Genomic DNA, 26659 nt, shown 5'->3' with positions numbered 1-26659 from the left:
TTTTTGTGGTGCTTGATCCGGCTTCTTCGCGAGCAGGCTCGCTCCCACACTGGAATGCGTTCCCTGTGGGAGCGAGCCTGCTCGCGAAGAGGCCGGAACTGGCGACCTGATCCATACTTGCTGCACAGCCACAAGAGGACAGCCCCATGAACCGCAGCGACGTGCTGATCATCGGCGCCGGCCCGACCGGTCTGGTCCTCGCCCTGTGGCTGAGCAAACTCGGCGTGCGCGTGCGCATCATCGACAAGACCTCGGCACCCGGCACCACTTCCCGCGCGCTGGCGGTGCAGGCACGCACCCTCGAGCTCTACCGCCAACTCGACCTCACCGACACCATCGTGCGTCGCGGCCATCAGGTTGCGGCGGCGAATTTCTGGGTCAACGGCAAAGCGGTCGCGCAGTTGCCGCTCAAGCGCATCGGCGAAGGCTTGACGCCCTACGCCTTCGTCGAAATTTTCCCGCAGGACGAGCACGAACGGCTGCTGCTCGAGCGTCTGGAAGACTACGGCGTCAGCGTCGAGCGCAATACCGCGCTGGACAGCTTCGAAGAAACCGGCGACACCCTCACCGCTCATCTGCGCCTGCCCGATGGCCGCCAGGAAGTCTGTCAGGCCTGTTATCTGGCCGGTTGCGACGGTGCGCGTTCGGTGGTGCGCAAAACCCTCGACACCGACTTTCCCGGCGGTACCTATCAGCAGATTTTCTACGTCGCCGACGTCACGGCCAGCGGCCCGGCGCTGAATGGCGAGCTGCATCTGGACCTCGACGAAGCGGATTTTCTCGCGGTGTTCCCGCTGGCCGGCGCAGGCCGTGCGCGGTTGATCGGCACGGTGCGTGATGAACGCGCCGAGCGCGCCGACACCCTGCAATTTTCCGACGTCAGCAGCCGCGCCATTGAACACCTGAAAGTGCATATCGAAGACGTCCACTGGTTCTCCACCTACCGCGTGCATCACCGGGTGGCGGAGCACTTTCGCAGCGGTCGGGCGTTTCTGCTAGGCGATGCCGCCCACGTACACAGTCCGGCCGGTGGCCAGGGTATGAACACCGGCATCGGCGATGCGATCAATCTGGCGTGGAAACTCGCCGCCGTGCTCAGTGGTGGTGCCGAACCGAGGCTGCTCGACACCTACGAAACCGAGCGCATCGCCTTCGCTCGCCGCCTGGTGTCCACCACCGACAAGGTGTTCAGTTTCGTCACCGCCGAGGGGCGCATGGCCGACCTGCTACGGATGCGTGTGGCGCCGTTTCTGATACCGAAAATGGCCTCGTTCGAAGCCAGCCGCGAGTTCCTGTTTCGCACGGTCTCGCAGGTCACCCTAAACTATCGCGGCATGCCGCTGAGCCAGGGCGAAGCGGGCCACGTGCACGGCGGTGACCGCTTGCCGTGGGCGCATGATGGCGAGGGAGATAACTTCGAGCCGCTACGGCAGCCGTGCTGGCAGGTGCATGTCTACGGCGACACCAGCGACGAAATGATCGCCTGGTGCAATGAACATCACTTGCCGCTGCATGTGTTCGACTGGCGACCGGCGTTTGAAACGGCGGGATTGGGGCGCAACGGGTTTTATCTGTTGCGGCCGGATACTTATGTGGCGGTGGCGGATAACAGTGCCGATCCAAAGGTGATCGAACGCTACTTCCGCGATCACGGCATCCGCCCGTTCTTCAACTGACAAACCACCCTTCAACTGTGGGAGCGGGCTTGCTCGCGAAGGCGGTGTGTCAGTGCCAGATGCGCTGCCTGACAGTCCGAATTCGCGAGCAAGCCCGCTCCCACAGTTGCATTTGCAGCGTTGATTAAATTCCCGCCAGTGCCAGATCCATCGCAAAGTAAGTGAAGATCAGATCCGCCCCGGCACGCTTGATTGCGCCAAGGCTTTCGCGCACCACGCGATCTTCATCGATCGCCCCGGCCTGGGCGCCGAACTTGATCATCGCGTACTCGCCGCTGACCTGATATGCCGCCAATGGCAGGTTCGAAGCCTGGCGAATGTCGCGGATGATATCGAGGTACGCGCCAGCCGGCTTGACCATCAGCGCATCGGCGCCTTCCTGCTCATCGAGCAGCGATTCGCGCAGGGCTTCGCGGCGATTCATCGGGTTCATCTGATAGCTTTTGCGATCGCCCTTGAGCGCGCTGCCGCCGGCCTCGCGGAACGGGCCATACAGCGCCGAGGCGAATTTGGTCGAATAGGCCATGATCGGAATCTGCGTGAAGCCGGCGGCGTCCAGCGCCTGGCGAATCGCGCGCACCTGGCCGTCCATTGCTGCCGACGGTGCGATCACGTCAGCCCCGGCGCGGGCGGCGGCCACGGCTTGCTTGCCGAGGTTGAACAGAGTCTGGTCGTTGTCGACTTCGTGGTTGTGCATCACGCCGCAATGGCCATGATCGGTGTACTCGCAGAAGCAGGTGTCGGACATCACGATCATGTCCGGCACGGCGTCCTTGGCAATGCGCGACATGCGCGACACCAGCCCGTCTTCGCGCCAGGTGTCGCTGCCGTTGGCATCCAGATGATGGGACACGCCAAAGGTCATCACCGACTTGATGCCGGCACGGGCATAGCGCTCGATTTCACTGGCCAGTTTGCGCTCGGGAATGCGCTGCACGCCGGGCATGCTGGTGATCGGCACGAAGTCGTCGATGTCTTCCTCGACGAAAATCGGCAGGACCAGATCGTTGAGGCTGAATTCGGTTTCCTGGAACAGACTGCGCAGGCTCGCATTGCGGCGCAGGCGGCGGGGACGTGCTTCGGGGAACTGACTGGACATGGGGCCTTTCCTGAAAACAGCGGATGAGACGAAAGTCGTAGGGGGCGAAGCTTATGCCTTGCGGCGGGTGCGGGACAAACCTGGATCAATCAAGAGAGCGTTACCGGGTACGCAATAATCTCTTTGCAGCAACATAAATCCCTGTGGGAGCGGGCTTGCTCGCGAAAGCAGTGGGTCAGCAACAGATGCGTCAACTGACGGGATGCTTTCGCGAGCAAGCCCGCTCCCGCAGGGGGATGTGTGTTGTCAGGAGGGGATGGTCAGGCCGCGGATTACGGCTGGGCGGGCGAGGAATTTCTCCAGCACGCGCGTGACATTCGGGAAGTTCTCAATGCCCACCAGATCTCCGGCTTCATAAAACCCGATCAAGTTACGCACCCACGGGAACGTGGCGATGTCGGCGATGGTGTAGCGCTCGCCCATGATCCAGTCGCGGCCTTCGAGGCGGGTGTTGAGTACGTTCAACAGACGTTTGCTCTCCTCGACATAACGATCACGCGGGCGCTTGTCCTCGTAATCCTTGCCGGCGAATTTGTTGAAGAAACCGAGCTGGCCGAACATCGGGCCGATGCCGCCCATCTGCCACATCAGCCATTGGATGGTCTCGTAGCGCAGCGCGCCTTCCTGAGCGAGCAACTGGCCGCTCTTGTCGGCGAGATAAATAAGGATCGCGCCGGATTCGAACAGCGGCAGCGGCTGGTCTTCCGGGCCATGCGGATCGAGGATCGCCGGAATCTTGTTGTTCGGATTGAGCGAGAGAAACTCTGCCGAGGTCTGGTCGTTGGTGTCGAAACCGACGCGGTGCGGCTCGTACGGCAGGCCGATCTCTTCGAGCATGATCGACACTTTGACGCCGTTGGGGGTCGGCAGGGAGTAGAGCTGAATCCAGTCCGGGTACTGCGCCGGCCATTTCTGAGTAATCGGGAATGCAGACAGATCGGTCATTGGAAGCATCCAGTCACAAATTGAAAACCGATCATAAAGTAGGCCTGCCGCCGCGCCTACACGAACCGTAACATCCTGTCGCTAACCTGCCCGCATGCCCGCAAAGGTTGCCGTTAGAGTGCTGCGCACTGGCCCGGATCGAACCAAACGGGCATTACAGGACTCTGAGCTATGCCTTTCTCGCAGAGGAAGCTGTTCACGACAGGGAAACACCCGGTGCTGGGAGCCCGCGGTGCCAAGGTTTGTCAGCCTTAACCGATTTTGCTGAAGAACCCTCGAATTGATGACGAACCTGATGAGTTTCGCCAAACGCTTCAAACATCGCGCGTACGTGGCCCTGCCCTCCCTGCTGGCAGTCAGTGCGCTGTTTCTTTCCCTCGAATCCAGCGAAAGCCGCGCACAACCGGCGGACGGCACGCAGACGCTGGTGTTCCTGCGCCACGCGGAAAAGCCCGAAGGCGGCCTCGGCCAGCTCAACTGCCAGGGCCTGAACCGCGCCATCGACCTGTCGACCCTGCTGCCGGAAAAATTCGGCAAGGCCGACTATGTGTTCGCCGCCAACCCGACGCGCAATGTCGAGGAAGGCGAACTGGACAATTCCTACAGCTACATTCGTCCGCTGATGACCATCAGCCCGGCCGCGATCAAACTTGGCCTGCCGGTGAACATCGAGTTCTCCGCCAACGACACCAGCGATCTGGCCCGCGAGCTGCTGGACGAGAAGTACCACAACTCGACGATCTACACCGCCTGGTCTCACGGCTACCTGCCGGAGCTGATCAACAAGGTCGCCGGCAATGCGGTGGGCGAGCGGCAGAAAATTACCGATGACTGGGCCGGCGATGACTTCGACTCGCTGTATGTGCTGACCCTGAAGTGGCACAACGGCAAGGCCAGTCTGCAGAGTCATAGCTACAAACAGGGGCTGGATAACGGCAAGGACACTTGCCCGACCTGAGTTCTGTATTGCCTGACCCGGCCCTATCGCTGGCAAGCCAGCTCCCACAGGTATGAGGGTGTGTATGAATTACCTGTACACCCACAATACCTGTGGGAGCGGGCTTGCCCGCGATGGGGCCAGCGATAATGCCTTCAAACCCTCTGGCTCACCCTCGCGCGCAAATACTCGATCACCGCCCCCCGCTCTCCGGCAAACTCAATCCGTCCGCCCTTCTTCTCGCGCTGGAACACATACATCGGGTCGTAATACTCGCGCAGCAAACCCTCGATCCAGCCGCGATGCAGCTCCACCGCACCGCTGCGGCCCTGCTCGGCCAGCGCCTGCTCCATCAACACCAGCATCCGCGAATGGCGCTCACCGCCGAGGCGTTTCTGTACGTTGTTGAGGCTTTCCAGCAGACGTTCGGAAAACAAGGCAAAACCGTTTTCGCCGTGCAGCGAGGCGAACTCCGCCGATAGATCGATGACGTAATCACGCAGGATCCGTTCGACACGATCCTCGAAACGATCTTCCAGCCAGACCATCGGGTACTGTTGCATGCCCTGATACAGCGGCAACGGCAAGGCGCAACTGCCGACCACACGGCTCTCGTCTTCGAGCACAAACTGCTCGATCCCGGCATCGCGTTTCTTCAGAAAGTCGATGGCCAGGCGATTCTCGAAATCGATGTTCGACGGCTGCCCGGTGGCACGTTTGCCGAAACTGGAGCCGCGATGGTTGGCGTGGCCTTCCAGATCGACACCGTTGCGCAATTGCACCAGCACTTCGGTCTTGCCGGTGCCGGTCATGCCGCCGAGCAAAACAAAATCACACTGCGCGATGGCCTGCTCAAGGGCATCGATCAAAAAACTGCGCATCGCCTTGTAGCCGCCGCCGACGCGCGGATAGTCGATGCCCGCCTCGTCGCGCAACCACTGCTGGGTGATCTGCGAGCGCAAGCCACCACGGAAACAATACAGATAACCATCGGGATGGGCCCGGGCAAAATCGGCCCAGGCCTGGATGCGCTCGGCCTTGACTGCGCCAGACACCAGTTGATGGCCCAGCTCGATTGCCGCCTGCTGGCCATGCTGCTTGTAGCAGGTGCCGATCTTCTGCCGCTCCAGATCGTTCATCAGCGGCAGATTGACCACGCCGGGGAACGCGCCTTTGTGAAACTCGACCGGCGCGCGGGCATCCATCATTGGTCGGTCGTTGAGGAAAATGTCGCGGTAGTCGGTGCAGTCGCGGAGCATCAAATCACCTCGACCGCGTTCGTCTGTCGCTCGACCAGTTCGCCGATCGGCGCAAGGTTCAGGCCCAGTTCGGCGGCGACGCCGAGGAACTCGTCATTGCCTTCAGGCGTGACCGCAATCAGCAGACCGCCGCTGGTCTGCGGATCGCACAGCACGCGTTTGTGCAACTCCTGCACGCGGCCGACCTTGCTCGAATAGCTGTCGAAGTTGCGCAGCGTACCGCCCGGCACGCAGCCCTGATCGAGGTAGTACTCGACGCTGTCCAGACGCGGCACGCGGTCATAGGCGATGCGCGCGGTCAACTGGCTGCCATCGGCCATTTCCACCAAGTGTCCGAGCAGGCCGAAACCGGTGACGTCGGTCATCGCGGTGACGCCGGCGAGTTTGCCGAAACGGCTGCCAGGCTTGTTCAGGGTGCACATCCAGTCACGGGCGACACCGACATCGGCGGCGCGCAACTTGCCCTTCTTTTCGGCGGTGGTGAGGATGCCGATGCCCAACGGTTTTGTCAGGTACAACAGGCAACCGGCGGTAGCGGTGTCGTTGCGTTTCATGTGGCGCTTTTCCACCAGACCGGTGACGGCGAGGCCGAAGATCGGCTCCGGCGCATCGATCGAATGCCCGCCCGCCAACGGAATGCCCGCCGCGTCGCACACCGAGCGACCGCCACGAATCACTTCCCGCGCCACTTCCGGCGCCAGCACATTCACCGGCCAGCCGAGGATCGCGATCGCCATCAACGGATCGCCGCCCATCGCATAGATGTCGCTGATCGCGTTGGTTGCGGCGATGCGGCCGAAGTCGAACGGGTCATCGACAATCGGCATGAAAAAATCGGTGGTCGACACCACCCCGCGCTCGGCATCGATCGCATACACCGCCGCGTCATCGCGCGATGCATTGCCGACCCAGAGTTTCGGATCGAGGTTCTGTGCGCCGCTGCCGGCGAGGATCACTTCCAGCACCTGTGGGGAAATCTTGCAGCCACAACCGGCGCCATGGCTGTATTGGGTCAGACGAATCGGCTCGCTCATGGGAGAGTCTCTGGCAATGAATGGGGCGGATTCTAGCAGAGCGCGAGCGCGCAGATTTTTGTGCTGACCGAGCGGCCCCCTTCGCGAGCAGGCTCGCTCCCACATTTGTACGGTGGTCTCCTGTGAGAGCTAGCCCGCTCGCGAAAGCAATCGAACCTGCCTGCACCGTCCAGTCAGCCCCGCCTGCCAACCTCAGCGAAAATCTGCGTAATCGGCCGAGGCGGCTGGCGCTTGTGCATCCGCCGCACTTGTTCGCTTAGTCGCAACAGCTCTTCACTGGGCTTGGCCCATTGCTCTTTCGGCAATGGCTCGGACCATGCGCGCATGACTTCCGGCAGCGCCTGCTTGCCGATTCTTTCCAGACGGCGCACTTCCCATTCGACCAAGCGATTGGGAATCGTCCATAAAGTCATGACGTGATACAGGTACCAAAAAAATCCCGACAACCGCGAGCGCCGGCCTTCACGGATCTGCTGATGCATCCGCGCGCGGGCATTGCGGAAAGTGTGCAGGCCTTCGTGGGGCGGGTCGTCCGGGCCTTGCAGATCCTGCAGATCCCGAATCGATTTGAGGTCGTTGACTTCGTACTCCATGTAACCGCGAATCGCTTCCCAATGGCTGATCGCGAGCTCCAGGCCGGCGCATTGGAATTCGAGGCTGGTGAGGGTTTCGCCGTGGCGAAAACCGATGCCCATGCCGTATTGGCGATGGATGCCGAACTGGGTGGAGCCCTTGGCTTCGATGATCCACGCGGAAAGCGATTCCCATGGGATGAAGACTGGTTCGGTGGCGCCTTCGGGCATGAAGCAGACTTAGCGGCGTTGGCGGTTGAAGCGGGTTGGGATGAGGGAGAGGCGTTTTTTGTGAGCGTGGTGCCAGACGCCGAGGCCAATAAGAAGGATCAAGGGGCCGCAAATTGATTGGTTCTCGTAACCCGCTTCGAACACACCAACCATTGATTCCCAAATGGCCCCGTTTCCATAGCCAAAAATAATGCCTGGTAACCCTGTAACTAAAGGAAATAAAACGATGATCATAAAGGCGCCTGCGGTTGGCGCGCCGAGAATTACCTGCCACGAAAATACCTCTGGGAGTCCAAGCCCAAAGTCCATGTATGCTTCGTTTAATTCCCCAATGTGAGGCCCATAAGGCGGTATTGCTGTAGGTAATGGCAACGGTGCGAGATAGGTAATTCTTCCGCTTGGGAACGGCTCTACATCGTCCGGTCTTCTAATCACCTCACTTTGCGCATCAACAAGAGGCTCATTGTGATTATTCAGCATGGTCAGCCCATTCGAGGTATTGAGTTTCTACCAGCAGTACCGGAGGGTTTTCCTTGACCGACCCGGTAGCAACAACTGAAAAATGGCCACCACCCCGAGGGTCTCCCACCTCGGCCAAGATCAACCGAAACATCCGCATCCAGCGCGCTCCCCTGTGGGAGCGAGCCTGCTCGCGAAAGCGGAGTGTCAGTCGCCGACTGTTTAACTGATCCACCGTCATCGCGAGCAGGCTCGCTCCCACAGGGATTTGCGTGAGTCAGGGCAGTAAGATGATCTTGTCGCCACCGCCATTATTGACCTCTTCATAGCGCGCCAGCCCTTCAGCCAGCGGCACCTCCACCAGACCCTGCGGCAGTGGCAAGCGGTCCTCATCGAAGAACCGCCCGAACTGCTCGAGCATCGCCGCGCACGCCTCGACGCCATACAACAACGAGTTGATCCCGACCACCGAGCCGCCCTTGCGATACAGCGCCAGCGCCGGCAATTGCACGTGGCCGTCGACCGGCGCGGCGATGATGGCGATGCGGCCGAAGGTGGCCAGTGCCGCCACCGAGGCCGGCAGCCAGAAACCGGTGGTGTCGAAGATCACATCTGCGCCGCCGCGATACACCGCGTTGACCTGGGCACCGAGGTCTTCTGGCTTATCCAGCTGAATCGTTTGATAGCCCTGCTGCTGCAAATCAGCCACCTGCTCGGGCCGGCGCGCCGCCGCCAGCAATTGCGCGCCGCGCACCTTTGCCAGGGCCAAAGCCGCGGTTGCCACTGCCCCGCCGCCGATCACCAGCAAGCGCGTATCGGCGCTGACCAGGCTGCGTTCCAGCGCATCCCACGCCGTGGTGTACGGCACGCCGAGACTGGCCGCTTGGGCGAAACTCAAATGTGCCGGTTTGTGCGCCACGCCAGTGGCCGGCAGTTTGACAAATTGTGCATGAGCGCCGTCGGCGAAGAAGCCCAGCTCGCGCCCGGTGCCCCAGACTTCCTGACCGATCATTGCTTGCGGCCCCTCGACCACCACACCGGCAAAATCCCGCCCCGGAATCCGCGGCAGCGTGGTGTAGGGAAAGCGCCCGAGGACGTTTTTCACATCGCTGGGATTGAGGCCGGCAGCCTTGATCTGTACCAGCACTTCATTGGCGCCGGGCATCGGGGTTGGAACGTCGACGAAACGCAGGGAAGACAGGTCGCCGGTCTGATCGAATTGCAACGCTTTCATGGGCACATCCACCGAAAAGAAAAAGGGAAATTCAGGACAGCCAGCCAGCGACCAGTTGCCGGCCCAGCGGCCACAACTGTTCACCGGCCAACATGCCGAGCAGACCGACCAACGCGATCGCCGGTGGTGCGGGAGATCGGAAATCGAGCGCGCCATAGAGCAGGCCGACGCCCAGGCCGATGGCCAGAGAAATGAGGTAGTTCATGGAGGAACTCCGCCGCGATAAGTGATGGGCAGAGTCTAGGGAAACGGGCGGAGCGGTATCGGCCAAGGACTTCTGAATTTCGGACAAAAACCCCAATTCACAAAGAACCTTGTGAGAGCTGGCTTGCCAGCGATAGCGGTGGGTCAGTCAACATATCCGTTGAATGCCAAGCCGCCATCGCTGGCAAGCCAGCTCCCACAGGGATCTCACAAATCAGACATTTGTCCTACACGGCAAATTGCGAAGGCGCCACCCCCAGCTCCCGGCGAAACATGTCGCTGAAGCTGCTCGGTGAATAACCCAGATCGCGAGCAATGGCGCTCACCGCCACGCCCTGAATCAAGGACGCCACCGCTGTGGCCAACTGCACCTGCCGTCGCCACTCGGCGAAGCCCATGCCGAGGCTGTCCTTGAACAACCGCGCCAGGGTGCGCACGCTGGCCCCGGCGTTCTGCGCATGCTGCTCGAACGGGATCTCCAGCGACGGCGCGGCCATCACGGCTTGACACAGATTCATCAGACGCCGGTCGGACTCGTCCGGCAGCGGAATCTTCAGTTGCGAACGCCTTGCCCGGTGCAGCTCCAGCAACGCCAGCCCGACCAGCGCCTCGTAATACTCAGCCTCGCCGGCATCTCCCTGCGCCACCAGCCCGACGATCAACTCGCGCAGCAAACCGCCGACCTCGATCACTTGCACCGTCGCATCCAGCGTCGCCGCCAGCGCCGGGCGCAGGTAGATATTGCGCATCTGCAAGTCCGACACTACCCGGATCCCGTGCGGCACCCCCGGCGGCAACCACACCGCGCGTTGCGGCGGCACCACCAGCGCTTCGTGCGGGGTTTCCACCCACATCACCCCGCTCATCGCATAGAGCAACTGCCCCCAGACGTGCTCGTGCGGCTCAATGAACAAGCCACGCGGGTAGGTCCGCGCCAGCGGTTGCACGGGCACATCGGTATCGGTCAGATCAGGGGGCGCGGCGAGGGCCATGGCGAGCGTTCACAGGGGGTTGGCGAAGCCGCCATGGTAACCAGCACGCCCGGCCCTCGCCAACGATAGATACCGTCGGACAATCCAACTGAATTTTCTCGGCACAGCGCGATCCGTTTATTACCACAGGGAGGAATACGGGCTTTATGAACAACGCAAAACTTTACGTCATCAACTACACACTGCATGGCACCCCCAAGTCGTTCATTATCCGCTCGGACAAAATGGACAACGCCGAAGCCTGGCACTGGGCAAGCTGCGACGCGGGCGTGGGTCGCATCCCGCGCTTCGGCCGCGAGAAAGTGCAAAAGACCAGCAAACCGATGGCAGAAAAATTCGGCCTGGAAAACGTCACCTGGCGCCAGACCAACTGACCCCACCGCCTTTACCGCAGGCTTGGCAATCGACAGGGGGAATCGACCGATGACCGACACATATCACCCGGCCCGACTGGACTACGGCCTGACCACCTTCTTCGGCCAGATCACCAAAACGGTGAATTGCGCAGTCGCACTGGAAACGGTCGCGGATGACCCTTATCGCTTCACCTTGTGCGTCCAGGCACCGGTACCGGAAGACCTCGACCAGGCGAAGATTGTGGTGGTCAAAGTCGAAGGGCGAACATTGCAAGGTACGGTGAAGCACTTTGAGCGAAGGGATGACGAAAGTCTGAAAATGGAAGTGGAGCCTGATTAGGCTCCACTTTTTTTTGCCGTGATTATTTCGGATGGGCGCAACCGCAACCCTTCATCGCACACTCTTCACCGCCCTTGTGGTGATGAGCGCAAGCCTCGCAGCAATAGTGTTTACCGTGTACAGCGTAAGAATGATCGCCTTCTTTGATCGTGCAGTTGCAGCCCGGGCAGTCGCATTTTTTGTCGGACATGGGACAGACTCCTTGCGTGGTGGTTGTCTGAAGCTTGCGAGCAAGCCATAAGGGACAGTGTAGAAGGTGGTGTTGCAGGCTGGCCAACTGTTGAGAGATTGGGCGACGCAGAAATGGCTTTCGCGAGCAGGCTCGCTCCCACAGGGGTTCACCGCACAAAGCAATGAGCGTTAGCTCAAGTAGCTTTTGATCTTGATCTCAGAGCCCGTCGGCAGGCTGAGCGGAGGGCAACACCCGCAGCACCGGATATGTACTCAAAAATCACTGCGCCTGCCGCGAACTCCGATACATGAATACCAACGCCACCGCCAGACACACCATCGCCAGCATCCGGCTCGAAGACAAGCCGATCGCCGGATTCCCCAACCAGCCAAAATTGTCGATCAACATCCCCATCCCCAACTGCCCGACAATCACCGCCACCGTCGCCACAGCCGTCCCGACCACAGGCACCGCACCCACCATCACCATCATGTACACCACGCCGAACAGCGCCCCGGTCAACTGCCACTTCGGCACCTCAAGCAGACTCACCGCCTGCGCCGGTTCGAAAAACAGAATCAACAACCCGGTCACCACCGTGCCCACCGCAAAGGTCAGCAAACTGGAGCGCAGCACACCCACCGTCTCACCCAAACGCCCATTGATCGCGGCCTGCACACTCAACACCGCACCGGCCAATACCACCACCGCCAACAAAATCACCAGACCCATCACTCACCCCCGCGCAATCAGAACCAAAGCCACCACAATCAAGCCCAACGCCAGCCAGCGCTCGCCGTTGACCTTCTTGCGCGTCGCGCCGAACCAGCCGAAATGGTCGATCAGCACACTCTTGCCGACCTGCCCGGACAAAATCGCAATCATCGTCATGGCAATGCCGATGTGCGGCGTCGCGAGCGTCAGCACCACCACGTAGATCGGCCCGAGAAAACCGCCGATCAACTGCCAGCGCGGCAGTTCGGTCAGCGCGGGACCTTTTTGCGGACCGGCAAACAGCAGGAGCAAAAACAGAATCGCCGAACCCACGCCGAAGATGCTCAACGTCGCCCACAAATGCCCGACCTGCTCACCCAGCGGCCCGAGCAACCCGGCCTCGACCGACAAGCCCATGCCGGCAAGGATCACCAGCGGCAGCAACAGCAGACGCAACATCGATTTTTTCACCGGTGCGGCGACCAATCCCTCATCCAACGACTGCATACCTGACCTTCCACGCTCAAAAACAATGGCGCGGATTATCGGCTGGCGCCGCTGTGCGATAAATGGGAGCATCCGGACAACACTTTTGCGCAACACGCACAGCGAGACACGGCATGCACGGGCTCAACGAACTCGGATTCAAAGCGCTACGGCTGTTTGTGGCGGTCCTCGACCACGGCAGTTTTTCCGAAGTCGCCCGCCGCGAAGGCGTTGCGCCCTCCTCGATTTCGCGGCAGATCCAGTTGATGGAACAGGCGCTGAACCAGCAATTGCTCTACCGCCACACTCGCGCCGTCACCCCGACCGAAGCCGGGCGCACGCTCGGCCACCATGCGCGGCTGCTATTGGCGCAACTGGAAGAAGCCGAACAGGCGCTGCAGGAACAGCAAAGCGAACCCACCGGACTGGTGCGCATCAATGCCCCGGTGGTGTTCGGCCAACGCCATCTGACGCCCTGGCTGGGCGAGCTCTGCGCGCGCTATCCGAAGCTGCAATTGGATATCCAGCAAACCGACCATTACGTCGACCCGCTACAGGAAGGCGCCGACCTGCTGTTTCGCATCGGCGCGCTGCACGATTCGAGCATGCAGGCACGCATTCTCGCGCCGCACCGCTTTCAGGTCGCCGCCAGCCCGGCCTATCTCAAACGCTACGGCACACCGCAGCATCCCGACCAACTCGCGCAACATCAGTGCCTGGCCTACAAAGGCGCGGCCGGTCAGCAGCGCTGGTTTTTCCGCGGTGATGGCGAGGACTGGACGCCGTACACGGTCAGAGGCCCGATCACCGGCAACCACGCCGACACCCTCACCCAGGCTGCTCAGCAAGGGCTGGGGCTGGTGATGTTTCCGTCGTGGCTGATTGGCGAAGCGGTACGCGAGGGCACGCTGGTGCCGGTACTGGGGGGGTATCAGGTGTCGAACAGTCTGGAACCGCAGCAGATCGCGGTGCTGTGGCCCGGGAGCCGGCGGCTGTCGGTGAAGGTAAGGACGGTGATCGATTTCTTCATCGAATGCTTCGGTGAAATCCCGTATTGGGACCAGACTTGAAGGCTACAGAAACTCAAATGTGGGAGCGGGCTTGCTCGCGAATGCGGTGTGCCATGCAACCCATTGGGGGTCTGACACAACGCATTCGCGAGCAAGCCCGCTCCCACAATGGATTATCGTGAATCTTCAGATACGGAACTGCCCGACCAGCTTGCCCAACCGCTGCCCCAGCTCCGCCAGACTGCGCGAGGTCTGCGCGCCCAGTTGCGTTTCATCGGCGACGCTGTCCACCGCCACCGCAATCTGATGCACGCTGCGGTTGATTTCTTCGGCCACGGCCGTCTGCTCTTCCGCTGCGCTGGCGATCTGCGCGTTCATCGAGTTGATCGTGGCGATCAACTGCGCCATGGCATCCAGCGATGCACCGGCCTGATTGGCTTGCTGCGAAGTACCATCGCCAGCCTCGCTGGAACGGCGCATGGCCTCAACTGCCTGCTGCGTGCCGGCCTGCAAGCGGTCGATCATGCCCTGGATTTCCTGAGTGCTGATCTGCGTGCGGCTGGCCAGTGCGCGTACCTCGTCCGCAACCACCGCAAAGCCACGACCGGCCTCACCGGCGCGTGCCGCTTCGATCGCGGCGTTGAGCGCCAGCAGGTTGGTCTGCTCGGCAATCGAACGGATCACCCCAAGCACGCCAACGATCGAACTGACGTCCTGCTGCAGGCTGTCCAGCGACACGCCGCTGTTGCGGATGTCGTCGACCAATGCATGAATCTGCTTGATGCTGCCCGCGACCACTCGCTTGGCGCTTTGGCCTTCTTCGTCGGTCTGCTGCGCGGCGACGGCGGCGTTTTGCGCGCTCTTCGCCACTTCCTGGGCGGCGGCGGACATTTCGTTGATCGCCGTGGCGACCTGATCGGTTTCGTGGCGTTGACGCTCCATCGCCTGATCGGAACGCTGCGCCTGTTCCGAGACCTGGGTGACCAGCCCGGTGAGTTGCGTGGTCATCTCGGTGATCTGCCGCACCAGGCCGTGGATCTTGTCGACGAAGCGGTTGAACGAGCCGGCCAGTTCGCCGAGTTCGTCCTGGCTGGTGATGTTCAGGCGCCGGGTCAGGTCGCCCTCGCCAGCGGCGATGTCGTCGAGGTTGGCTTTCATCAGGGTCAGCGGGCGCAGAATGGTGTTGGCCAGCAGCATGCCCGCCGCCGCGATCACCAACAGCACCAGCACCGCAACACCGACAATGCTCAGCACCAAGCCTTGCACGCGCTCCTGCACCTGCGCCTCGACCTGCGCCACTTGCGCTTCGATGCCGTCGAGGTTGACCGAAGTACCCACCGCCATGTCCCACTTCGGCAGGTATTCGGTGTAGCCGAGTTTCGGCACCAGCACCTTGGCGTTGCCCGGCAGCGGCGAGCTGTATTGCAGATAGTGGGTGCCGTCCTTGGCCACTTTGACCAGGCCGAGGTTGACGTAGACGCCGTTCGGATCGCGGTTGTCCTTGAAGCTTTTGCCCACGCCGTCGGGGTCGTTGGCCTTGAACAGGCGTACGGTCTCTGAGTCGTAGCCGAAGAAGTAACCGTCCTTGCCGTAGCGGATGCCCGAGAGCAGTTTGATTGCCTGGGCGCGCGCCGCGTCGTCGCCCGGTGCGGCGGCGTCATACAGCGGTTTGATCGTGGTCATGGCCACGGCAACGTAACTTTGCAGGGTGGCCTTGGCGTCGCTGAGCAGCCGCTCGCGGGTCTGTTCGACCTCCTTGCGCGCCTGTTCCTGGAGGATGAACAGCGTGGTCACGCTGATGACCAGCGCAAAGAGCAGCACCGGCAGAACGGCAAGGGACAGGACTTTAGCCTTGAGACTCAGGCGCATCGGGGGACTCACTCTTTTGATTTTGTTGGCGTGGTTAAAGGCTTTAACGGCACGCCGGAGCAAAAGTTGAATCTTGAAACATCGCTCCCACAGGGGTTGGTGGGGCGTTTAGAGAACCATCGCCGCGACCCAGCCAAACACCAGCAGCGGCAGGTTGTAGTGCAGGAAAGTCGGTACGACGGTGTCCCAAATGTGGTGATGCTGGCCATCGATGTTCAAACCCGAGGTCGGGCCGAGGGTCGAGTCCGAGGCCGGCGATCCGGCATCGCCCAGCGCACCGGCCGTACCGACGATGCAGACGATGGCGATCGGGCTGAAGCCCAGTTGCATGCACAGCGGCACGAAGATCGCCGCCAGAATCGGCACGGTGGAAAACGACGAGCCGATGCCCATGGTCACCAGCAAGCCCACCAGCAGCATCAACAAGGCACCCACGCCTTTGCTGTGATTGATCCACGCCGCCGACGATTCGACCAGCGTCTGCACCTGCCCGGTGGCCTTCATGACTTCGGCAAAGCCTGAGGCGGCGATCATGATGAAGCCGATCATCGCCATCATTTTCATGCCTTCGGTGAACAGGTCATCGGTCTCGCGCCATTTGACGATGCCGGAGAACGAGAAAATCAGGAACCCGACCAGCGCGCCGATAATCATCGAGTCCAGCAGCAACTGCACCACGAATGCCGAAGCGATGGCCACACCGGCGATCATCAGGCTCAACGGGTTGTACTGCACCGCCGTCTGCTCGACCTGTTCGATTTTGGCCAAGTCATAAACGCGCTTCTTGCGATAGCTGATGAACGCCATCGCCAGGCCGAAGACCATGCCCAGCGCCGGAATGCCCATGGCGTGGGTGACATTGATGCCGCTGATGTCGACGCCGCTGCGGGCGACGTTGGCCAGCAGGATTTCGTTGAGGAAAATGTTGCCGAAGCCCACCGGCAGGAACATGTACGGGGTGATCAGGCCGAAGGTCATGACACAGGCGATCAAACGGCGATCGAGTTGCAGCTTGGTCAGTACATATAGAAGTGGCGGCACCAGCAGCGGAATGAATGCGATGTGGATCGGCAGGATGTTCTGCGAAGCAATCGCCACCACCCACAGCAGGCCGATCAGCAGCCATTTGACGTTACCGCCGCCGGTTGCATGCTGCCGATCCACCATGGCCAGGGCCTTGTCGGCCAGCGCATGAGCCAGGCCGGATTTGGCAATCGCTACGGCGAAAGCGCCGAGCAAAGCGTAGGACAACGCCACTGTCGCGCCGCCGCCCAGGCCGCTGTTGAAGGCCTTGAGTGTTGCGTCGATGCCCAGACCACCGGTCAGGCCACCGACCAGCGCCCCGACGATCAGCGCGATCACCACATGCACGCGCGACAGGCTGAGGATCAGCATGACGCCGACGGCTGCTATGACTGCATTCATTTCACTACCTCAAAAAACACTGCGGGTGAAAACACACCGCCAGACAGGATGAGTCCGCCCCGGGTTGGCCGGCGGATTTGCAAAGAGGGTCTTATTAGAGGGCGCGCACTGTGCCGCAGAGTGACGGCGGTGTCAAAGCCCCGTGGCGAGGGGATTTATCCCCGTTGGGTGGCGAAGCCGCCCCCGGCAAACTTCAAATCAACCCTATACGCAGGTGTCACGACTGCTTCGCAGCCGAACGGGGATAAATCCCCTCGCCACAGGACCACAGGACCACAGGCCCCGCATGCGGCAATCGGTCATATTGCGCTCACGACATAAAGAAAGCCGAAACGCGGCCGCTACAGTGCAAAGTCTCAGATATTTATCGGATAAGGATATTTCCATGTCGCTCAGACAACTTTCCATCCAATGGAAAATCACCCTGCTCGCCGGCCTCTGCCTGGCCGGTATCGTGACCCTGTTGGTCGGTCTTTCGCTGTATCGCATGGAACACAGCTCGGCGCTGGTCAAGGCCTCGAGCATGGAGATGCTCACCGAGTCGGCGCAGGCGCGGATTGAATCGCAAGGTGAAGTGCAGGCCGCCGGCATTCGCCAGCAATTCATGGACGCCTATCAATACGGCCACGGTTTCTCGCGGCAGGTGCTGTTTTTGCGTGAGCAGGCCGAGAAGCGCTTCCTCGATGCTTTCGACCTGCGCGAGGACATGACCCGTCAGGTCAAATCCGCGCTGCAAGCCAACCCGGACCTGCTTGGCCTGTCGCTGGTGTTCGAAGCCAATGCACTGGACGGCAAGGACGAACTGTTCGCCGACCAGGCTGAGCTGGGCAGCAACGACAAGGGCCGCTTTGCCCTTTACTGGTCGCAGCCGACCCCGGGCAAAGTCACCTCGATGGCGCTGCCGGAAAGCGACATGAGCGACGCCAGCACCGGCCCCAGCGGTCAGGCCGCCAACGCCTGGTTCACCTGCCCGCGCACCACGCTCAAACCGTGCGTGATCGAGCCGTACTTCTACGTCATCGACGGCCAGAAAGTGCTGATGACCAGCATCGTCTTCCCGCTGCAGGTCAACGGCAAAGTCATCGCCTCGCTGTCGGTCGACATCAACCTCAACAGCCTGCAAGCGATCAGCCAGAACGCCAGCCGCAAGCTGTATGACGGCCAGACCGCCGTCAGTATCGTCAGCCCCGCCGGCCTGCTCGCCGGCTACAGCCCGGATGCCGGCAAACTCAGCCAGCGTCTGGATGCGGTGGATCAGGCCAGCGGCAGCGAGTTGCTGCGTCTGCTCGCCGCGAGCCCTGGCGTAAGCAGCCTGCACAGCAATGGCCAGTTGAAGGTGCTGTCGCCGTTCCAGCCAATTCCCGGTGGACCGGCGTGGGGCGTGCTGCTTGATGTGCCGGAGAAGGTCCTGGTCAGCCGCGCCGAAGCGCTCAAGCAGCAACTGGATGCGAGCAACACTTCGGGCACGCTGATCGAACTGAGCCTCGGCCTGCTCGCCGCGCTGATCGGTTTGCTGCTGGTGTGGCTGATGGCGCGCAGCGTGACCAGACCGATTCTCGGCGTGGCGCACATGCTTGAAGACATCGCCAGCGGCGAAGGCGACCTGACCCGGCGTCTGGCCTATGACAAACAGGACGAGCTCGGCCAGTTGGCCGGTTGGTTCAACAAGTTCCTCGACAAGCTGCAACCGGTTATCGCCGAGGTGAAACGCTCGGTGCAGGATGCGCGCAACACCGCTGACCAGTCTTCGGCCATCGCCACCCAGACCAGCGCCGGCATGGAGCAGCAATACCGCCAGGTCGATCAGGTCGCCACCGCGTCCCACGAAATGAGCGCCACCGCCCAAGACGTGGCGCGCAGTGCCGCGCAAGCCGCCGAGGCCGCCAAGGACGCCGACCGCGCCACCCGTCAGGGCCTGACCGTGATCGACCGCACCACCGCAAGCATCGACACCCTCGCCGCCGATATGAGCGCCGCGATGGTTCAGGTCGAAGGGCTGGCTGCGAACAGCGAGAAGATCGGCACGGTGCTGGAAACCATCCGCGCCATCGCCGAGCAGACCAACCTGCTCGCACTCAACGCCGCCATCGAAGCCGCCCGCGCCGGTGAAGCCGGACGCGGCTTTGCCGTGGTTGCCGACGAAGTGCGCAACCTTGCGCGCCGCACTCAGGAGTCGGTGGAGGAAACCCGCCAGGTCATCGAGCAATTGCAGAACGGCACGCAGGAAGTGGTGGGCTCGATGGGCAACAGCCATCGTCAGGCTCAGGGCAGTGTCGAGCAGGTTGGCCAGGCCGTGACCGCGCTGCGGCAGATCGGCGATGCAGTGACCGTGATCAGCGACATGAACCTGCAAATCGCCAGCGCTGCCGAAGAGCAGAGCGCGGTGGCCGAGGAGATCAACAACAACGTGGCGACAATACGCGATGTGACGGAGTCGCTGTCCGGACAGGCGAATGAATCGGCGCGGGTGAGCCAGTCGCTCAACAGCCTGGCGAATCAGCAGCAGCGGTTGATGGATCAGTTTCGGGTCTAGAATCCACCGCAAAACCCAATGTGGGAGCGAGCCTGCTCGCGAAAGCGTCGTATCAGTCAGCGAACATTTGTTTGACAGATTGCATTCGCGAGCAGGCTCGCTCCCACAGGGGATGTAGGGTGTTTTGGCAATTAGCGCTTAGGTAGTTCAATCACCACTTTCAATCCGCCCCACTCGCTTTCTCCCAGCACCAGCAAGCCACCCCACGTATCGACAATATCGCGCACGATCCCCAATCCCAACCCATGCCCATGGGTCTGCTCATCCAGCCGCGTGCCACGGCTGAACACCTGAGTGCGCTGCTCTTCGGGAATCCCCGGGCCGTCATCTTCCACGCTCAGGGCAAAGCCGTCAGACCGTTCGATGACACTCAAGCGCACTTCGGCATCGGCCCATTTGCAGGCGTTGTCGAGCAGGTTGCCGAGCAGTTCGAGCAAGTCCTCGCGGTCCCACGGCAGCTGCAGCCCGGGCGGTGCGACGTAGCTCAAGGCCAGGTGCTCGCCATGAATCATGTTCAGCGTCGCCAGCAACCCCGGCAGCTCGGCATCACAATCGAACAACGCGCCGGGCAGCGCATCCCCGGATAACCGCGCCCGATTGAGTTCACGATTGAGGCGCTGCTGCACCTGCTCGAGTTGATCCTTGAGAATCCTGCGCAGCTCGGGATGGTCATCGAGCTTGTCGCTGGAGGCCAGACTCAGCAGCACCGCCAAAGGTGTTTTCAACGCGTGGCCGAGGTTGCCAAGGGCATTGCGCGAACGCTTGAGGCTGTCTTCGGTGTGGGCAAGCAGATGGTTGATCTGCGCCACCAGCGGCTCCAGCTCTACCGGCACCTGGTCGTCGAGTTGTGAACGCTGGCCCTGTTGCAACTGGGCGATCTGTTCGCGCGCGCGTTCCAGCGGTTTCAGCGCGCGGCGCACAGTTAGGCGTTGCAGGAACAGGATCAACAGCAACGCCGCCAGCCCAAGGCCGAGGCCGATCTGACGCATGCGCTGAAAACTGTCGCTGACCGGCGTGTAATCCTGGGCGACGCTGATCGAGATCGACTGACCCAGGCGTCGATAGTCCGAGCGCAATATCAGCAAGCGTTGCCCGCCCGGGCCCAGTTGCAGGTTGCTGTGCAGCCCCGGGTGGGGCAGCAGCGGCAGCTCCTGATCCCACAGCGAGCGCGAACGCCAGTGGCTGTCGGAGAAATCGATACGAAAGTAGTGCCCGGAAAACGGCCGCTGATAGGCCGGCGACAGATGCCGCTCATCCAGTTGCAAACCTTGTGGGCCGCGCACCAGCGCCACCAGCAGGCTTTCGCTGTCGTTGCGCAGGCCGGCTTCGAGGTAGCGCTGCAAACCGACTTCGAACAACCACAGGCTGGTTTGCGCCAGTACCAGACCGACGACCACCATCACACTGATCAAACCCAGGCTCAAACGGCGCTGGATTGACCTCATGAAGCTTGCCCGCCGAACAGGTAACCCTGACCACGACGGGTTTCGATCACGCTTTTGCCGAGCTTGCGCCGCAGGTGATTGACGTGAACTTCGAGGACATTGGAGTCACGCTCGGTTTCACCGTCGTAGAGGTGTTCGGCGAGGTGGCTTTTCGAGAGGATCTGTTCGGGGTGCAGCATGAAATAGCGCAGCAGACGGAATTCAGCGGCAGTCAGCTGGATATCGGCGCCGTCGCGAACCACGCATTGACGGCCTTCGTCCAGATGCAGGCCGGCGGCTTGCAGGGTCGGCTGGTTGGACTGGCCCTTGGAGCGGCGCAACAGCGACTGAATGCGCAGGTACAGCTCTTCCGGGTGAAACGGTTTGGTCAGGTAATCGTCAGCGCCAGCCTTCAGACCTTCAATGCGCTCGGCCCAGGAATCACGCGCGGTGAGGATCAGCACCGGAATCGCCAGACCGGCGGCGCGCCACTGCGCCAGCACGTCCAGCCCCGGCACGCCGGGCAGGCCGAGGTCGAGGATGATCAGGTCATAGGGCTCGCTGCTGCCCTGATACACCGCGTCCCGGCCATCGGCCAGCCAATCCACCGCGTAGCCTTGGCGCTGCAGGCCGGCGAGCAATTCGTCGGCCAGCGGTACGTGGTCTTCCACCAGAAGCAAACGCATCGATCAATCTTCCTTGTCTTTGACTAACTCGCCGGTATCGGCCTTCAGGTGCAGCTCGCGCGCCACGCCTTCGACCGTCAGCAATTCGACTTCGTAAATGTACACGTCGTGTTTTTCTTCCAGCTCGACTTCCAGCAGCTTGGCGCCGGGGTAGCGATCCATGGCCTGCTGCAGCACTTGCTCCAGCGGCAGGATCACACCCTCGCGACGCAGGGTCAGGGCCTCGTCCTGATCGAGGTCGCGGGCCATGGCCGTACTGCACAACAACACCAGCGCCAGCGCCGTGAGGCGGGTGGCGCGACTATTCAGCTTCATTACGTATCCTGATGATCCCTGAGCACTTCACCATCGACCGCGTTCAACTCCAGATCCCACTTCAGCCCTTTCGGGTCGCGCAGTTCGATCTGGTAAATGAACTTGCCGTACTCTTCCTCCAGCTCGGTTTCGGTGATCTCCGAACCGGGGTGTTTTTCCAGGGCGATGGCGTTGAGCTTCTCGAAGGAGACGATAGTACCAGCGTCGCGCAAACGAAGCGCTTCGTCAGGTCCGAGATCGCGCGCCAGCGCGGTATTGGCGCCAAGGCCGAGGATCGAGGCAGTGGTCAGGGCAGTCAGGGTTTTCATGGATGTCTCCGAATTCTTATAGGTTGCTACGGTGGGCACCTTAGCGGGGTCAACTTAACTGAAACTGAATGGCCATCATTGTGCCCTTTCCGCTGGACCACAGACTGATGGATAACTCTGTGGGAGCGGGCTTGCCCGCGAAGGCGGCGGCACAGCTTGCATCTCTGTGACTGAAAGGACGCTATCGCGGGCAAGCCCGCTCCCACAGGGTTATGCGGTGTGCTTATAATCGCCAGCTTGCTAACGATCGAGACCGGTATGACCGCCATCCACATCAAGTTTCCCGCCCTCACCCTCAAGGCCGGCCCGCGGGCCATGGCGCGGATTCGTGCGCAGGGATTGAATGCTGCAGACGTCGGCACCCTGCCCGGTGCGGCCGGTGGGCCAAAGGCGTTGGGGATTCAGGGGCTTGATCTGGCATTGTTCGGCGAGTGGCTGCCGAGTGCGCCGCGTGAGCGTTCGCTGATCGGCGCCTCGGTGGGTTCCTGGCGCTTCGCCAGCGCCTGCCTGCCAGACGCAGCCGAGGGCATTCGCCGCCTCGGCCAGCTGTACGCCGAGCAGAATTTCAACAAAGGCGTGACCATGGCCGAGATCAGCCGGAGCTCGCAGCGCATGCTCAATGATCTGCTCGATGGCCGCGATGCGAGCATCCTCGAAAACCGCGATTACCGCCTGAACATCATGGTGGTGAAAAGCCAGGGCCGTCTCGCCGAAGACCATCGCGGGCGCCTCGGTCTCGCGTTGGGCTCGGTAATCGCCGACAACCTGCGCGGCCGTGCACGGCTGTCGCGGCACTTCGAACGGCTGATCATCCACGATCCGCGTCTGGCGCCGCCGCTTGATGCCTTGACCGATTTCCCCTCGCGCTTCGTTGCGCTCAATACCGGCAACCTGCGCCAGGCGCTGCTCGCTTCAGGATCGATCCCAATGGTCATGGAAGGCGTGCGCGACTTGCCCGGCGCCGGCGCAGGTACGTTCCGCGACGGCGGCTTGCTCGACTACCACCTCGACCTGCCCTACAGCGGCGACGGTATCGTGCTCTATCCGCACTTCACCGATCGAGTGATTCCCGGCTGGTTCGACAAGACGCTGCCATGGCGCCGCGCTTCGGTGCAGCGTTTGCAGGATGTGCTGCTGGTCGCGCCGTCGAAGGAATATCTGGCCCGCCTGCCCTACGGCAAACTGCCCGATCGTAATGACTTCAAACGCTTCATGGGCGATGCGCCGAGCCGGCAGAAATACTGGCACGCGGCGATGGAAGAGAGCCGCCGACTGGGCGACGAATTCCTCGAACTGACGGCCAGCGGTCGCCTCGCCGAGCGCTTGCTGACCCTTTAGTCAGCACGGCCAAAGACAAGCTGATAAACTCGCCGCCTGCCCGAATCGCTGCGGCGAACGCCATCTGAACAGAGCCGAAAATACCGTGGAAATCTTCAAAGAGTTTACTTTCGAATCCGCCCACCGCCTGCCGCACGTCCCGGACGGCCACAAGTGCGGACGCCTGCACGGTCACTCGTTCAAGGTCGCGCTGCACCTGAGCGGCGACCTCGATCCGCACACTGGCTGGATTCGCGATTTCTCCGAGATCAAAGCGATTTTCAAGCCGCTGTATGAGCGTCTCGACCACAACTACCTGAACGACATTCCCGGCCTGGAAAACCCGACCAGCGAAGTGCTGGCCAAATTCATCTGGAATGAGATGAAGCCATTGCTGCCGGAACTCAGCGCGATCCGCATTCATGAGACGTGCACCAGCGGCTGCATCTATCGCGGGGAATAACGCCTCCCCCTCAAATACCCCTGTGGGAGCAAGCCTGCTCGCGAAAGCGGTGGGTCAGCCGACATTGATATCGACTGACACGCCCTCGTCGCGAGCAGGCTCGCTCCTACAGTGGGACAGCGTTGATCCACAGAAACAGCCTTTACGGCTGTTTTTTTATGCCTATGCTTTCCGTTCTCCCGCCAAGAGGACAGGCCCATGACGGACTGGCTGCTGGATCAGGTGTTTGATTTCAACGGGCATCAAGTGCGTTATGCCGTGCGCGGTGACGGTCCGCCGCTGGTGTTCGTTCATGGCACGCCGTTTTCGTCTTACGTGTGGCACCGCATCGCCCCGCACTTTTTCGCCACGCACCGAGTGCACTTTTTCGATCTGCTCGGTTACGGACAGTCTGCGCAGCCAGACGCCGACGTCTCCCTCGGCGTGCAGAACGAACTCCTGACGCAACTGCTTGATCACTGGAATCTGCAAACTCCGGACGTGGTCGCTCATGATTTCGGCGGCGCCACGGTGTTGCGCGCGCACCTGCTCAATGGCAAGGATTACCGCAGCCTGACCCTGATCGACCCGGTCGCCTTGACGCCGTGGGGTTCGGCATTCGTGCAGCATGTGCGTCAACACGAAGCCGCGTTCAGCGGCTTGCCCGATTACATCCAGCGCGCCATCGTGCCGACCTATATTCGCGGCGCGATTCACCGTGAGATTGCCGATGATGAACTGGCGCCGTATGTGCGGCCTTGGCTGGGCGATCCGGGGCAAGCGGCGTTCTACCGGCAGATCGCGCAGATGGACGAGCGCTTTACTCGTGAAGCCGAAAGCCTGTACCCGACGATTCGCTGTCCGGTGCAGATTCTCTGGGGCGAAGAGGATCAGTGGATTCCCATCGAACGTGGCCGCGCCTTACAGCAGATGATTCCCGGAGCGCAATTTCACGCCATCGCCAATGCCGGCCACCTCGTCCAGGAAGACGCACCCGAAGCCATCGTCGCCGCCCTGCTGCGTTTTCTCTAAGCCAACAGCATGCCTTTTCCTTGTGGGAGCGAGCCTGCTCGCGAAGGCATCGTATCAATCCATCTTTCGGTGACTGACACCCCGCATTCGCGAGCAGGCTCGCTCCCACAGGAGTCCGGCGCCAAGTCTGAATTATCTGCAATGCACATAACAGGCTCGCTCCCTGACTGGGCCATGGTGTGTTCGGGTGCACCGTTTTCGCGCCTGACTTCGCCGTGTCGTCTATACATACCCGGCGCGGCGCCGCTTGGCACGACCGCTGCAACCCTTCTGTGTCTTCCCCCTTCCAGCAAGGACTGCCCCATGACGCAGAACGCCTCCGGCAACGATTACCCGCTCAGTGAAGTCCCCATGCACGCGCGCAAAGGCCTGGCCTCGACGGCGATGGTGTTACTGGGCTTCACGTTTTTCACCGCGACCATGTTTGCCGGCGGCAAGCTGGGGGTCGCGTTCGGTTTTGCCGAAATGATGGCGGTGATCATCGTCGGCAACCTGCTGCTCGGTCTGTACGCGGCAGGCTTGGGTTACATCGCCTTCAAGAGCGGCCTCAATTCGGTGCTGATGGGCCGCTTCTGTTTTGGCGAAGTCGGCAGCAAGCTCAGCGACCTGATCCTCGGTTTCACCCAGATCGGCTGGTACGCCTGGGGCACGGCGACGGCAGCGGTGGTGATCGGCAAGTATTTCAAACTCGATGAAACCACCGTGCTGGTCCTGATGGTGCTGTTCGGTCTGGGTTTCTGCGCTACGGCGTACATCGGTTATCGCGGACTGGAGATTCTCTCGTACATCGCGGTGCCGGCGATGCTGTTGCTGCTGATGCTGTCGATGTGGGCAGCGACCGTGAAAGTCGGCGGCTTCGAAGGCTTGCTCAGCGTGGTGCCGAGCGGTTCGCTGGACTGGTCGACAGCGATCACTCTGGTGTTCGGCACCTTCGTCAGCGGCGCAACGCAAGCCACCAACTGGACGCGATTTTCGCGCTCGGCAAAGGTGGCGGTGCTGGCCAGCCTGATCGGTTTTTTCATCGGCAACGGCCTGATGGTACTGATCGGCGCGTATGGCGCGATCGTCTATCAGCAACCGGATGTGGTCGAAGTGCTGCTGTTGCAAGGTTTCGCCATGGCCGCGATGGCCATGCTGCTGCTGAACATCTGGAGCACCCAGGACAACACCATCTACAACTTCGCCGTCGCCGGCTGCAACCTGCTGCGGACCGGTCGGCGCAGAACCGTGACCCTCGGTGGCGCGGTGATCGGCACCCTGCTCGCCCTGCTCGGCATGTACGACATGCTGGTGCCGTATCTGATTCTGCTCGGCACGGTGATTCCGCCGATTGGCGGGGTGATCATGGCTGACTTTTTCTATCGCTGGCGCGGCCACTATCCGCGTCTGGCCGACGCACGGTTGCCGGCGTTCAACTGGCCGGGGCTCGGGGCCTACGGCATCGGCACCATCGCCGCGTTCAGCTCGCCCTGGGTCGCGCCGCTGGTAGGCATTGCCGCTGCCGCGCTAACGTATGTCATCGTCACCGGTGTGCTCGGCGCCCGTCGCGTCAGCGCACCACTACAAGACCTATAAAAAGGATTCGCCT

Annotated in this window: 28 protein-coding genes and 1 pseudogene; 11 read left to right on the top strand and 18 right to left on the bottom strand. The window is 61.5% G+C overall.

Going from position 1 to position 26659, the window contains the following annotated elements:
- The first annotated feature begins 146 nt into the window (after positions 1-146).
- A complete protein-coding gene (locus tag ACMYUN_RS24430) occupies positions 147-1676 on the top strand; it encodes an FAD-dependent oxidoreductase (RefSeq protein WP_415762009.1) in 1530 nt (509 codons plus the stop codon).
- 124 nt (positions 1677-1800) lie between these two features.
- Here ACMYUN_RS24430 and hemB read toward each other — a convergent pair whose 3' ends face one another.
- Both hemB and ACMYUN_RS24420 read right to left on the bottom strand, forming a co-directional pair.
- Positions 1801-2775: a porphobilinogen synthase gene (gene hemB, locus ACMYUN_RS24425; protein ID WP_415762008.1), complete on the bottom strand. Its 975-nt coding sequence runs from the start codon at positions 2773-2775 to the stop codon at positions 1801-1803.
- Between the two features lie 246 nt (positions 2776-3021).
- Complete coding sequence (locus ACMYUN_RS24420; protein ID WP_039763429.1) at positions 3022-3720, bottom strand: glutathione binding-like protein; 699 nt, start codon at positions 3718-3720, stop codon at positions 3022-3024.
- A 283-nt stretch (positions 3721-4003) separates the two neighbouring features.
- On the opposite strand from ACMYUN_RS24420, the gene ACMYUN_RS24415 reads away from it, so the two are divergent.
- On the top strand, positions 4004-4678 hold the full coding sequence (locus ACMYUN_RS24415) for a hypothetical protein (protein ID WP_039763430.1): 675 nt from the start codon (positions 4004-4006) through the stop codon (positions 4676-4678).
- Positions 4679-4812: 134 nt separating this feature from the next.
- Here the strand turns inward: ACMYUN_RS24415 and mnmH are convergent, their stop codons facing one another.
- From mnmH to ACMYUN_RS24380, 7 genes are all read right to left on the bottom strand, one after another.
- Positions 4813-5916 (bottom strand): tRNA 2-selenouridine(34) synthase MnmH, encoded by a 1104-nt coding sequence (mnmH, locus tag ACMYUN_RS24410; protein ID WP_415762007.1) that lies wholly within the window; start codon positions 5914-5916, stop codon positions 4813-4815.
- A complete protein-coding gene (gene selD, locus ACMYUN_RS24405) occupies positions 5916-6950 on the bottom strand; it encodes a selenide, water dikinase SelD (RefSeq protein ID WP_024013506.1) in 1035 nt (344 codons plus the stop codon). Before selD ends, mnmH begins: the two co-directional genes overlap by 1 nt.
- 173 nt (positions 6951-7123) lie before the next feature.
- Positions 7124-7753 (bottom strand): hypothetical protein, encoded by a 630-nt coding sequence (locus ACMYUN_RS24400; protein WP_415762005.1) that lies wholly within the window; start codon positions 7751-7753, stop codon positions 7124-7126.
- 9 nt (positions 7754-7762) lie between these two features.
- The gene (locus ACMYUN_RS24395) at positions 7763-8233 is read right to left on the bottom strand and encodes a hypothetical protein (protein ID WP_415762004.1); all 471 of its coding nucleotides are present in this window, start codon (positions 8231-8233) and stop codon (positions 7763-7765) included.
- A 256-nt stretch (positions 8234-8489) separates the two neighbouring features.
- On the bottom strand, positions 8490-9446 hold the full coding sequence (locus ACMYUN_RS24390) for a quinone oxidoreductase family protein (RefSeq protein WP_415762003.1): 957 nt from the start codon (positions 9444-9446) through the stop codon (positions 8490-8492).
- Positions 9447-9477: 31 nt separating this feature from the next.
- Positions 9478-9651 carry a DUF1427 family protein gene (locus tag ACMYUN_RS24385; protein WP_073471384.1) on the bottom strand — a complete coding sequence of 58 codons (174 nt, stop codon included), beginning with the start codon at positions 9649-9651 and terminating at the stop codon, positions 9478-9480.
- 226 nt (positions 9652-9877) lie between these two features.
- Entirely contained in the window at positions 9878-10642 is a 765-nt protein-coding gene (locus ACMYUN_RS24380; RefSeq protein ID WP_415762002.1) for an AraC family transcriptional regulator, read from the bottom strand.
- 146 nt (positions 10643-10788) lie between these two features.
- Between ACMYUN_RS24380 and ACMYUN_RS24375 the strand changes: the two genes are divergently transcribed.
- Entirely contained in the window at positions 10789-11016 is a 228-nt protein-coding gene (locus ACMYUN_RS24375) for a DUF6555 family protein (protein WP_415762001.1), read from the top strand.
- A 49-nt stretch (positions 11017-11065) separates the two neighbouring features.
- Positions 11066-11338: a hypothetical protein gene (locus ACMYUN_RS24370; RefSeq protein WP_129999626.1), complete on the top strand. Its 273-nt coding sequence runs from the start codon at positions 11066-11068 to the stop codon at positions 11336-11338.
- A 22-nt stretch (positions 11339-11360) separates the two neighbouring features.
- Here the strand turns inward: ACMYUN_RS24370 and ACMYUN_RS24365 are convergent, their stop codons facing one another.
- The 3 genes from ACMYUN_RS24365 to ACMYUN_RS24355 form a co-directional block, all read right to left on the bottom strand.
- Positions 11361-11528, bottom strand: a complete 168-nt coding sequence (locus ACMYUN_RS24365; RefSeq protein WP_129999627.1) for a metallothionein — start codon at positions 11526-11528, stop codon at positions 11361-11363.
- Between the two features lie 261 nt (positions 11529-11789).
- On the bottom strand, positions 11790-12242 hold the full coding sequence (locus tag ACMYUN_RS24360; RefSeq protein ID WP_310406540.1) for a DMT family transporter: 453 nt from the start codon (positions 12240-12242) through the stop codon (positions 11790-11792).
- A 3-nt stretch (positions 12243-12245) separates the two neighbouring features.
- Positions 12246-12731 carry a DMT family transporter gene (locus ACMYUN_RS24355; protein WP_129999629.1) on the bottom strand — a complete coding sequence of 162 codons (486 nt, stop codon included), beginning with the start codon at positions 12729-12731 and terminating at the stop codon, positions 12246-12248.
- A gap of 113 nt (positions 12732-12844) precedes the next feature.
- On the opposite strand from ACMYUN_RS24355, the gene ACMYUN_RS24350 reads away from it, so the two are divergent.
- On the top strand, positions 12845-13780 hold the full coding sequence (locus ACMYUN_RS24350; RefSeq protein WP_415762000.1) for a LysR family transcriptional regulator: 936 nt from the start codon (positions 12845-12847) through the stop codon (positions 13778-13780).
- A gap of 126 nt (positions 13781-13906) precedes the next feature.
- Here the strand turns inward: ACMYUN_RS24350 and ACMYUN_RS24345 are convergent, their stop codons facing one another.
- Together ACMYUN_RS24345 and ACMYUN_RS24340 are read right to left on the bottom strand one after the other, a co-directional pair.
- Positions 13907-15589: a methyl-accepting chemotaxis protein gene (locus ACMYUN_RS24345; RefSeq protein WP_415761999.1), complete on the bottom strand. Its 1683-nt coding sequence runs from the start codon at positions 15587-15589 to the stop codon at positions 13907-13909.
- A gap of 108 nt (positions 15590-15697) precedes the next feature.
- Positions 15698-17014: a Na+/H+ antiporter family protein gene (locus tag ACMYUN_RS24340; RefSeq protein WP_129999631.1), complete on the bottom strand. Its 1317-nt coding sequence runs from the start codon at positions 17012-17014 to the stop codon at positions 15698-15700.
- Positions 17015-17300: 286 nt separating this feature from the next.
- Between ACMYUN_RS24340 and ACMYUN_RS24335 the strand changes: the two are divergent.
- Together ACMYUN_RS24335 and ACMYUN_RS24330 are read left to right on the top strand one after the other, a co-directional pair.
- Positions 17301-18689, top strand: a pseudogene (locus ACMYUN_RS24335) (HAMP domain-containing protein); the annotation flags it as partial.
- Positions 18690-18791: 102 nt separating this feature from the next.
- Positions 18792-19547 carry a methyl-accepting chemotaxis protein gene (locus tag ACMYUN_RS24330; RefSeq protein ID WP_371699990.1) on the top strand — a complete coding sequence of 252 codons (756 nt, stop codon included), beginning with the start codon at positions 18792-18794 and terminating at the stop codon, positions 19545-19547.
- A 131-nt stretch (positions 19548-19678) separates the two neighbouring features.
- Here the strand turns inward: ACMYUN_RS24330 and ACMYUN_RS24325 are convergent, their stop codons facing one another.
- Genes ACMYUN_RS24325 through ACMYUN_RS24310 form a run of 4 tightly spaced genes read right to left on the bottom strand, consistent with a single transcriptional unit; the run spans position 19679 to position 22280 of the window.
- Positions 19679-20992, bottom strand: a complete 1314-nt coding sequence (locus ACMYUN_RS24325; protein WP_415761998.1) for a sensor histidine kinase — start codon at positions 20990-20992, stop codon at positions 19679-19681.
- Positions 20989-21657, bottom strand: coding sequence for a response regulator transcription factor (locus tag ACMYUN_RS24320; RefSeq protein WP_252876626.1), 669 nt, complete (start codon positions 21655-21657; stop codon positions 20989-20991). The genes ACMYUN_RS24325 and ACMYUN_RS24320 overlap by 4 nt, the downstream gene beginning before the upstream one ends.
- 3 nt (positions 21658-21660) lie before the next feature.
- Positions 21661-21972: a PepSY domain-containing protein gene (locus tag ACMYUN_RS24315; protein ID WP_129999634.1), complete on the bottom strand. Its 312-nt coding sequence runs from the start codon at positions 21970-21972 to the stop codon at positions 21661-21663.
- Positions 21972-22280, bottom strand: coding sequence for a PepSY domain-containing protein (locus tag ACMYUN_RS24310; protein WP_016775414.1), 309 nt, complete (start codon positions 22278-22280; stop codon positions 21972-21974). The genes ACMYUN_RS24315 and ACMYUN_RS24310 overlap by 1 nt, the downstream gene beginning before the upstream one ends.
- A gap of 258 nt (positions 22281-22538) precedes the next feature.
- Here ACMYUN_RS24310 and ACMYUN_RS24305 point away from each other — a divergent pair, with 258 nt between their 5' ends.
- From ACMYUN_RS24305 to codB, 4 genes are all read left to right on the top strand, one after another.
- Positions 22539-23618, top strand: coding sequence for a patatin-like phospholipase family protein (locus tag ACMYUN_RS24305; RefSeq protein WP_415761997.1), 1080 nt, complete (start codon positions 22539-22541; stop codon positions 23616-23618).
- Between the two features lie 85 nt (positions 23619-23703).
- Entirely contained in the window at positions 23704-24060 is a 357-nt protein-coding gene (gene queD, locus ACMYUN_RS24300; protein WP_007915588.1) for a 6-carboxytetrahydropterin synthase QueD, read from the top strand.
- Between the two features lie 198 nt (positions 24061-24258).
- Positions 24259-25071 carry an alpha/beta fold hydrolase gene (locus ACMYUN_RS24295; RefSeq protein WP_415761995.1) on the top strand — a complete coding sequence of 271 codons (813 nt, stop codon included), beginning with the start codon at positions 24259-24261 and terminating at the stop codon, positions 25069-25071.
- A gap of 303 nt (positions 25072-25374) precedes the next feature.
- The gene (codB, locus tag ACMYUN_RS24290; protein WP_415761994.1) at positions 25375-26646 is read left to right on the top strand and encodes a cytosine permease; all 1272 of its coding nucleotides are present in this window, start codon (positions 25375-25377) and stop codon (positions 26644-26646) included.
- The last annotated feature ends 13 nt before the right edge of the window (positions 26647-26659 follow it).

Source organism: Pseudomonas sp. CP4 (assembly GCF_047758505.1).
Taxonomy (GTDB): Bacteria; Pseudomonadota; Gammaproteobacteria; order Pseudomonadales; family Pseudomonadaceae; genus Aquipseudomonas; species Aquipseudomonas fluorescens_AO.
This window is presented reverse-complemented; position numbering and strand designations above follow the sequence as displayed.

Excerpts from the sequence above, each read along its gene's own strand:
- ACMYUN_RS24430 (WP_415762009.1), top strand. The coding sequence starts at position 147 with ATGAACCGCAGCGACGTGCTGATCATCGGCGCCGGCCCGACCGGTCTG.
- hemB (WP_415762008.1), bottom strand. The coding sequence starts at position 2,775 with ATGTCCAGTCAGTTCCCCGAAGCACGTCCCCGCCGCCTGCGCCGCAAT.
- ACMYUN_RS24420 (WP_039763429.1), bottom strand. The coding sequence starts at position 3,720 with ATGACCGATCTGTCTGCATTCCCGATTACTCAGAAATGGCCGGCGCAG.
- ACMYUN_RS24415 (WP_039763430.1), top strand. The coding sequence starts at position 4,004 with ATGACGAACCTGATGAGTTTCGCCAAACGCTTCAAACATCGCGCGTAC.
- mnmH (WP_415762007.1), bottom strand. The coding sequence starts at position 5,916 with ATGCTCCGCGACTGCACCGACTACCGCGACATTTTCCTCAACGACCGA.
- selD (WP_024013506.1), bottom strand. The coding sequence starts at position 6,950 with ATGAGCGAGCCGATTCGTCTGACCCAATACAGCCATGGCGCCGGTTGT.
- ACMYUN_RS24400 (WP_415762005.1), bottom strand. The coding sequence starts at position 7,753 with ATGCCCGAAGGCGCCACCGAACCAGTCTTCATCCCATGGGAATCGCTT.
- ACMYUN_RS24395 (WP_415762004.1), bottom strand. The coding sequence starts at position 8,233 with ATGCTGAATAATCACAATGAGCCTCTTGTTGATGCGCAAAGTGAGGTG.
- ACMYUN_RS24390 (WP_415762003.1), bottom strand. The coding sequence starts at position 9,446 with ATGAAAGCGTTGCAATTCGATCAGACCGGCGACCTGTCTTCCCTGCGT.
- ACMYUN_RS24385 (WP_073471384.1), bottom strand. The coding sequence starts at position 9,651 with ATGAACTACCTCATTTCTCTGGCCATCGGCCTGGGCGTCGGCCTGCTC.
- ACMYUN_RS24380 (WP_415762002.1), bottom strand. The coding sequence starts at position 10,642 with ATGGCCCTCGCCGCGCCCCCTGATCTGACCGATACCGATGTGCCCGTG.
- ACMYUN_RS24375 (WP_415762001.1), top strand. The coding sequence starts at position 10,789 with ATGAACAACGCAAAACTTTACGTCATCAACTACACACTGCATGGCACC.
- ACMYUN_RS24370 (WP_129999626.1), top strand. The coding sequence starts at position 11,066 with ATGACCGACACATATCACCCGGCCCGACTGGACTACGGCCTGACCACC.
- ACMYUN_RS24365 (WP_129999627.1), bottom strand. The coding sequence starts at position 11,528 with ATGTCCGACAAAAAATGCGACTGCCCGGGCTGCAACTGCACGATCAAA.
- ACMYUN_RS24360 (WP_310406540.1), bottom strand. The coding sequence starts at position 12,242 with ATGGGTCTGGTGATTTTGTTGGCGGTGGTGGTATTGGCCGGTGCGGTG.
- ACMYUN_RS24355 (WP_129999629.1), bottom strand. The coding sequence starts at position 12,731 with ATGCAGTCGTTGGATGAGGGATTGGTCGCCGCACCGGTGAAAAAATCG.
- ACMYUN_RS24350 (WP_415762000.1), top strand. The coding sequence starts at position 12,845 with ATGCACGGGCTCAACGAACTCGGATTCAAAGCGCTACGGCTGTTTGTG.
- ACMYUN_RS24345 (WP_415761999.1), bottom strand. The coding sequence starts at position 15,589 with ATGCGCCTGAGTCTCAAGGCTAAAGTCCTGTCCCTTGCCGTTCTGCCG.
- ACMYUN_RS24340 (WP_129999631.1), bottom strand. The coding sequence starts at position 17,014 with ATGAATGCAGTCATAGCAGCCGTCGGCGTCATGCTGATCCTCAGCCTG.
- ACMYUN_RS24330 (WP_371699990.1), top strand. The coding sequence starts at position 18,792 with ATGGAGCAGCAATACCGCCAGGTCGATCAGGTCGCCACCGCGTCCCAC.
- ACMYUN_RS24325 (WP_415761998.1), bottom strand. The coding sequence starts at position 20,992 with ATGAGGTCAATCCAGCGCCGTTTGAGCCTGGGTTTGATCAGTGTGATG.
- ACMYUN_RS24320 (WP_252876626.1), bottom strand. The coding sequence starts at position 21,657 with ATGCGTTTGCTTCTGGTGGAAGACCACGTACCGCTGGCCGACGAATTG.
- ACMYUN_RS24315 (WP_129999634.1), bottom strand. The coding sequence starts at position 21,972 with ATGAAGCTGAATAGTCGCGCCACCCGCCTCACGGCGCTGGCGCTGGTG.
- ACMYUN_RS24310 (WP_016775414.1), bottom strand. The coding sequence starts at position 22,280 with ATGAAAACCCTGACTGCCCTGACCACTGCCTCGATCCTCGGCCTTGGC.
- ACMYUN_RS24305 (WP_415761997.1), top strand. The coding sequence starts at position 22,539 with ATGACCGCCATCCACATCAAGTTTCCCGCCCTCACCCTCAAGGCCGGC.
- ACMYUN_RS24295 (WP_415761995.1), top strand. The coding sequence starts at position 24,259 with ATGACGGACTGGCTGCTGGATCAGGTGTTTGATTTCAACGGGCATCAA.
- codB (WP_415761994.1), top strand. The coding sequence starts at position 25,375 with ATGACGCAGAACGCCTCCGGCAACGATTACCCGCTCAGTGAAGTCCCC.